Raw genomic sequence first — 6,111 nt, forward strand, 5'->3', positions numbered from 1 at the left:
ATGAACTTGGAAAAGGGACAGCAGTGGGAGATGGACCTGTACGAGCGGGCCGTGGCGATCATGGGGGAGGATGGGGTACACACCTATGCTACCAATGCAATGGTTATGCTGCGCAGAGGGCTGGCCGACTGCGTTGGCGAGGACCGGCTGAAGAAGGTAGCGAAGTACCGGGCCTCTGTGGAGATCGCCCTCAACCTCCTGCACGTTCTTATGGGTGATGTCTCTGAGGAGGAGATGCAGGGATTGGAGGAGCTGGAAGAAATGGTGTGTGCGTGTGAAGACTGATATCTTTGACATTCCCGCCCGCCGCTGTAAGCGGTGCGGCGGGATACTCACAAGCGAACAAGGGCTGCGGGACGGGTATGGGTCCTGCTGCCTGAAGAAGATGAAAGAAGAAGCGGCTGAAGCCAAAATGAGAAAGAATCAGATCAGCTTCTTTGACAGAGAGGGGGAAACGAAGTGAAAAAGAGGTACAAGGTGACTCACCCGACGCTGGGTGAGTCCGTTGTCGTTGCAGCGGACAAGCTGGGGGCCGTCAGCGCCGCCGCCAAGAACTGGGGCGTGGCGTGGACTAGCATTGCCAGGCAATGTGAGTTTGAAGTGCTGGGGGAGGCGGTGAAGGGTGAAAAGCCCAAGACGGTCACCAGGAGAAAAGGAAAGACAGTGTCTGGCTGACTTCTCCCGCTCCTGCGAGGGGTGTGAACATGTCCGGGCAGAGGATTGGGGAAATGGGCGGATCTGCAACCGCTGTTTTGCTCCTGGAAGATACATGGGGTATGCAGTGGGAGTGAATCAGTTTCGGCCCTATATCCCGGCATGGTGTCCGAAGAAGAAAGGGAAAGCGACATGAAGAAAAGAACCAATGTGTTTGTGCAGATGGGGGAGCGGGTGCGCAGAATTCCGCGCACCATTACATGCGCAGTGGAAAAAGCACAACGGCCGCTGGAGGGCCGGGTGGTGTACATCCACCCGAAGGGCAGATTTCATACCGTGGAGTTTTCCACGATGAGAGAACCGATACGGGAGAGCTTCTCCGGAATCATGAAGTAAGGGGTGAATGGAATGGCTAAGCAGAGATTGAAAAAGATGGTGATCACTGTCACGCCGCAGACAGCTTATCACCTGCGGGAGATGGCGGGCATGTGCCACTACAAGAGCGTGGGCCGGGTGGTGGACAAGCTGGTCCGCGAGAAGCGGATCAGTATGAACGAGTGGAAGAGAGAGGGAGGGGCATGGAAGAAAAACGGATGAAGGACCGGTTCTTCTGCCGGAAGAATTGGGTCTGCTTTGAGACCTGCAGTGAATGTGATGTCCATGGAGAGTGCTTTATGTGCGTGTCGTGCGGAGACCCGGGGAAGTGCAGATCCTGTACAAGGTACTACGAAGGGATGGTGAAGGACAATGGGGAAGAGTGAACTGCAATATCCGCACATAAGAGCCAACATCGAACTGTGCCGAAAGCAGCTGTACGCCTTGCGCAGGGGTGAACGTGGCCAAACGGCAGTGATGTCTGTACCGCCCCAGGAGACGGATTTTGACATGCAATTCTCGGCCGCGTTTGACGAGCTGGAGGCCGCCAGGGCCTGTATTGACCAGTTATCAGAATCGCTTGACATGTTGGAAGACGCTAAGAAACGCATCAATGAGGCCTACTGGGTGGCCTGGGCACGAGACTTCCAGGAGCTTGGGACGCCAGAGAATGAGCGGCTGCACGATGCACTCCAGGATGTAATGCTGGCCCTGAAGGGACAGATACACACCAAGCCGGAGCGGGCGGAAGCGGTCAAGATTGCCGAGAAAGAACTGGCCAGGGTTGAGAGGAGCTTAGCCGGGGCGAAGAAGCGAGGGGCACCAGCCAGGGACATCGAGAACCTGGAGAAGAAGGTGGCGTATAAAAGGCTGGTTTTGGCGTTGATGTGTAGGGAATGAGCGATTGAGGAAGAAAGGAATGGGTGACATATGACAGCATTTGAAAAAATCACCGCCCAGCAGGGCGAAGAGGGAACGCCGGTATGGATGGTGGGCGAACAGCTGAAGGACATGATCCGGGATTGTCCAGGGTGGCAGGAGCTGGTGGACCAGGACCTGGAGAACGAGTCAATGAGCCTGGTTGAATGTGAGAAGAAGCTCAAGGCCTATGCGGACAAGCACAAAAAGAATGGCTTTGCCTGCGTGGTGCCCAGTGTGGCTGAGAAGATCATTCGGGACTTCTATGGGCTGACTGACGAGGCCAGGGGAGCAAAACACGGTGGCGGAAACATCATCAACCTGGCGGACTTCTTCTGAGGAGGGCGGCTAAAATGAAGGATTACAGGAAGATTGTATCGAGAACGCCGCCGGAGTGGCTGAAGGAGAAAATGGCTGTGAATCTTGATACAGGCGGGCTGATCTACCAGATCCAGTGGGTGGAGGAAGACCCGATGGGGGCGATTCTGGAGCGCAGAAAGCGCAGAAAGACAAAGATGGTAAAGGTCAAGTGCTCCGAGTGCGGAGGAGAAGGGGTGCTGCCGTGGGCCCAGGGAAGAAGTGAGAAGACATATGGGTTCCACCATCCGGGAGAGGTGTGGAACGACAGATGGGGCGGGCAAAACGGAGATGCGGTGTACCATGGAGACGCTGTCCTATGCCCATGGTGTGGATCACCGGTAGAGGTAATCCGAGCGGAAACGCTAAGGCGGAATTGCTGGCATGAGACGGCGGAAACAACGGCCATGACTGCATCCACGCTCCAGGGAGGCGAGCTGGTTCTCTCGGGGTGGCGAGCACAGCGGCGCGTGTACCGGGATGGGCACGAAGAAGTGGCCATAGACCCCATGGAGGCGTATGTATTCCACGGAAACGAGGCTTGCAAACTTACGGGGTGGCGAAATGCGTATTCAGGAAACGCTGGGTACTACATCGAACTGAAAAGGGAGTGGGGACAGCCTAAGGACTGGAGCGAAAGCTGGGGGTCAGAGGGCGAAATCTACGGGCTGACAGAGGAGTTGATACAGGGTAGCAGTATGCCACACTGCAAGCTGGTGGAATACATGAGGATGCAGAAGGTGAAAAAAGTGTACCCGGTGGCATATCTGAGGCTCTACCAGATGCACCCGCAGGTGGAAAACCTCTTGATGAATGGCTTGCCCATGCTGCTGGCTGAGCTCATAGACCAGGAGATCGGAGGAAGGGTGTGGTCTAACAACAAGAAGGGACGGCTTATCCTGGGTGAGATCAACTGGGACGAGCGAGAGCCGGCCAAAATGCTGGGACTGAATCGGGGCGAACTGCGACTGGCCAGAGAGATGGGGTGGTGTCGATTTCTTTGGCAGCTGTATCTGGCAGCCAAAGAGAGCGGGGAGAGCCTGACAGAAGAGGATCTGCGCAATGCGTTTTACCTGGGGGATGAGGATGCCATAGACTTAGTGGGCCAAGGACCGGTGGGGAAAAGTGTGGCCTATCTCCTTCGGCAAATTGAGGTTTGCGGTGAAAATGAGGAGACAGACCCATACGTAGAGATAGAAGACTACATAGGCGTCCAGATGCTGCTGGACTATTGGCACATGTGCAGGCTGATGGGGTGGGACCTGAGCGACAAGCACGTGAAGTTTCCACCGGATTTATGCCAGGCCCATGACAGAGTTATGCAAGAGAAAAAGGATTTGTCGGAGGAGAGGATGAAGAGTGCCTTCGACCAAAGGGCTGAAGTGTTGAAGAAATTCCGGTTCCAGGCAGAGGGGTTGCTGATTCGACCGGCAGCAAGCCAGAAGGAACTCAACGAGGAGGCCAAGCAGCTGAGCCACTGCGTGTGGAGCTATGCGGAGAGACACGCCAGCGGACAGACGGCAATCTTCTTCATCCGGCACGTGGATAAGCCGAAGAAATCCTATTTCACCTTGGAGTTGGACGAGCTGCATTTAGTGGTCAGACAGAACCGAGGAAAGGGAAATTGCGACCGGACCAAAGAGGTGGAAGCGTTTGAAGCGCTGTGGTTGTCGTGGATCAGGGCCGGATGCAAGAGAGACAAGGACGGAGAGCCGGTCCTACCAAACAGAAAGGAGATGTGCGCATGAGCGACTTGGTAGAGAAGAAAAGCCCAGAGGTGCTGGCGGCGGAGATCCGAGCACTGTCTGCCTCCATGCTGGCAAATATCGTTGAGATTGGGCGGAGAATGTGCCAGGCAAAGGAGATCTTGCCACATGGACAATTTGGGGAATGGGTAAAGACCAAGACGGGGTACTCGCAGTCTGCGGCAAACAACTTCATGAAGCTCTTTCGGGAGTACGGCGCCCCGCAGGAAAGCCTGTTTGGGGCGGAAGTAAATTCCCAAACGTTTGGGAATTTGCCTTATTCCAAAGCCCTGGCCCTGCTGGCAGTGCCGGCAGAGGAGCGGGAGGATTTCGTCCGGGACAACCATGTGGAGGAGATGTCCACCAGGGAGCTGAAGCAAGCTATCAAGGAGCGGGACGAACTGCGAAAGCAACTAGATGAGGAGCGGACAGCTGCTGAAGGGGCCGGACAGAAAATTGCGGAGCTGGAGGAGAGGCTGGAGGCCAGCGGCAAGGAAGCTGCCCGGCAAAGGAGGGAGGCAGAACAGGCCAAGGAGGAATTGGAGGCTCTGAAGGCGGCCCCGGTGGAAGTATCTATCCAGTCAGCGGACCCGGAAGAGGTGCAAAGGGCGGTGGAAGAGGCACTGCGGAAAGCAGGGGAGGCCCACAAAGCAGAGCTGGACGCTGTGGTCCAAGAAGCCCAAAAGGCCAATGAGGAGCGGGAGGAGCTACAGAAGCGACTGAAGAAGGCGCTCCAGAAAGCCAAGACAGCCACAGAAAGCGCCAACGATGGCGCTGCACAACTGGAAGTGGAGCGGCTGAAAAAGGAACTGGCCATGGCGGACCCGGTGGTGGCGGAGTTCCGGGGGCTGTTTGGACAGGCCTCGGAGCTTGTGGCCAAGCTGCTGGAACTGGCAGACCGTGCGCCGGAGGACAAGAAGCAGAATCTGAGGGATGCTCTGGCAGCCCTGGGCAAGCAGATGGGCAAATAACGTAACGAAGGAGAATTGACCATGGAACGGTTGACAACGGACCAAGAAAACGCCCTTTTTAGCTGTTTTAACATATTCTACGCAAAGGGCGGTGAAATTTGGGTAAGGGGCGGCGGCCCGTACCCGGAGTATCAGGATGTTACGCTTGTGCAGTGGATTAGATCGGCGGCACAAAAGCACGGTCTTAATATTATGGCGGAAGACCCGGAGCACCTTGGGGATGAAATGTACGATGCCCTCCAGGACGGGGACGAAACCGTGGAGGGAATAGTGGCACTACTCCATGCCGCCGCAGTACAGGCCACAGAAATGCGGGAGAGACTGAAGCCCATCGAGGACATCCTGGAGGATGACTACGACCTGGACCGCCTGCGTGAGCTGGTGGAGGCAGACCGGGAGGGGCGGTGCAGGATTCACCCGAAGCCGGAAAACAACACGTGCGGGTCTTGCGGGCACTTTCAGCGAATATTAGGTCGGAGATGTGGGACATGCGATGTGCACAGCAAATACAGGGACAGGTACGGACGAGTGGACGACAGGAGAGGGGCCTTCACACCACCGCAGTCCAAGAAGGCTTGCAAAAGCTATAAGCCGAGAGAGGAGTAGGGAGAATGGCGAAAGAAACCGTGGAGGCCCGAGCGGTGAAGATCGCCGCCCGGGTGATGCAGGCGGATGGGCTGTGCCGCTATGATTCGGTGGAAAAATGCAGGCGGATCTTTGTGGACGAGAAGGTCTGCGAAGCGTGCATCAGAGGGTGGCTGCTGAGCAAGGCCAGGAAAGAGCTGAAGGAGCGTGGGGATGGTGAATAAATACAGGATTTACCTGACTGAGGCCCAGCTCCGAGTGGTCAACGCTGCACTGGAGGAGTTCTTCCGACTCCCGCTCAACCAGTGGGGTGATCTGGCCGACCGGCTTGCGTTTAAGGGGTTTCCGCCGGAAAACGAGGAATCTCGAGAGAGGGCGTTTGACTCTTGCATTGCCAAGAGGGATGCTGTGCGGACTGTCTTTGAAGCTGCCGGTAAAATCCTTTGGGGCTATGAGGTTCCGCCCAAGGATGACCAGCAGCTGATAGCCGAGGACATCTGGCAGGT

The 6,111-nt window shown here is 56.3% G+C and carries 12 protein-coding genes; all 12 read left to right on the top strand.

Features of this window, described 5'->3' with window-relative positions; translation table 11 throughout:
- Entirely contained in the window at positions 1-285 is a 285-nt protein-coding gene (locus tag B5G37_RS07195) for a hypothetical protein (RefSeq protein ID WP_087255924.1), read from the top strand.
- Positions 269-463 (top strand): hypothetical protein, encoded by a 195-nt coding sequence (locus B5G37_RS07200; protein ID WP_143482897.1) that lies wholly within the window; start codon positions 269-271, stop codon positions 461-463. The genes B5G37_RS07195 and B5G37_RS07200 overlap by 17 nt, the downstream gene beginning before the upstream one ends.
- Positions 460-675, top strand: a complete 216-nt coding sequence (locus tag B5G37_RS07205; RefSeq protein ID WP_087255931.1) for a hypothetical protein — start codon at positions 460-462, stop codon at positions 673-675. The genes B5G37_RS07200 and B5G37_RS07205 overlap by 4 nt, the downstream gene beginning before the upstream one ends.
- Before the next feature lie 171 nt (positions 676-846).
- Positions 847-1,050 (top strand): hypothetical protein, encoded by a 204-nt coding sequence (locus B5G37_RS07210; RefSeq protein ID WP_143482898.1) that lies wholly within the window; start codon positions 847-849, stop codon positions 1,048-1,050.
- Positions 1,051-1,062: 12 nt separating this feature from the next.
- Positions 1,063-1,251 (top strand): hypothetical protein, encoded by a 189-nt coding sequence (locus tag B5G37_RS07215; protein ID WP_087255935.1) that lies wholly within the window; start codon positions 1,063-1,065, stop codon positions 1,249-1,251.
- A gap of 150 nt (positions 1,252-1,401) precedes the next feature.
- Entirely contained in the window at positions 1,402-1,929 is a 528-nt protein-coding gene (locus tag B5G37_RS07220; RefSeq protein ID WP_087255937.1) for a hypothetical protein, read from the top strand.
- Between the two features lie 30 nt (positions 1,930-1,959).
- Positions 1,960-2,286, top strand: a complete 327-nt coding sequence (locus B5G37_RS07225; protein WP_087255939.1) for a hypothetical protein — start codon at positions 1,960-1,962, stop codon at positions 2,284-2,286.
- Positions 2,287-2,300: 14 nt separating this feature from the next.
- Positions 2,301-4,052 carry a PcfJ domain-containing protein gene (locus B5G37_RS07230; protein WP_087255941.1) on the top strand — a complete coding sequence of 584 codons (1,752 nt, stop codon included), beginning with the start codon at positions 2,301-2,303 and terminating at the stop codon, positions 4,050-4,052.
- A complete protein-coding gene (locus tag B5G37_RS07235; RefSeq protein WP_158099367.1) occupies positions 4,049-5,020 on the top strand; it encodes a DUF3102 domain-containing protein in 972 nt (323 codons plus the stop codon). The genes B5G37_RS07230 and B5G37_RS07235 overlap by 4 nt, the downstream gene beginning before the upstream one ends.
- Positions 5,021-5,041: 21 nt before the next feature.
- The gene (locus B5G37_RS07240; protein ID WP_087255947.1) at positions 5,042-5,626 is read left to right on the top strand and encodes a hypothetical protein; all 585 of its coding nucleotides are present in this window, start codon (positions 5,042-5,044) and stop codon (positions 5,624-5,626) included.
- A gap of 5 nt (positions 5,627-5,631) precedes the next feature.
- Entirely contained in the window at positions 5,632-5,829 is a 198-nt protein-coding gene (locus B5G37_RS07245; RefSeq protein ID WP_087255949.1) for a hypothetical protein, read from the top strand.
- Positions 5,819-6,111: hypothetical protein (locus tag B5G37_RS07250; protein WP_143482899.1), on the top strand; the 293-nt coding region annotated here is incomplete at its 3' end. The genes B5G37_RS07245 and B5G37_RS07250, both read left to right, overlap by 11 nt.

It is taken from the genome of Pseudoflavonifractor sp. An85 (assembly GCF_002161235.1).
GTDB lineage: Bacteria > Bacillota > Clostridia > Oscillospirales > Oscillospiraceae > Enterenecus.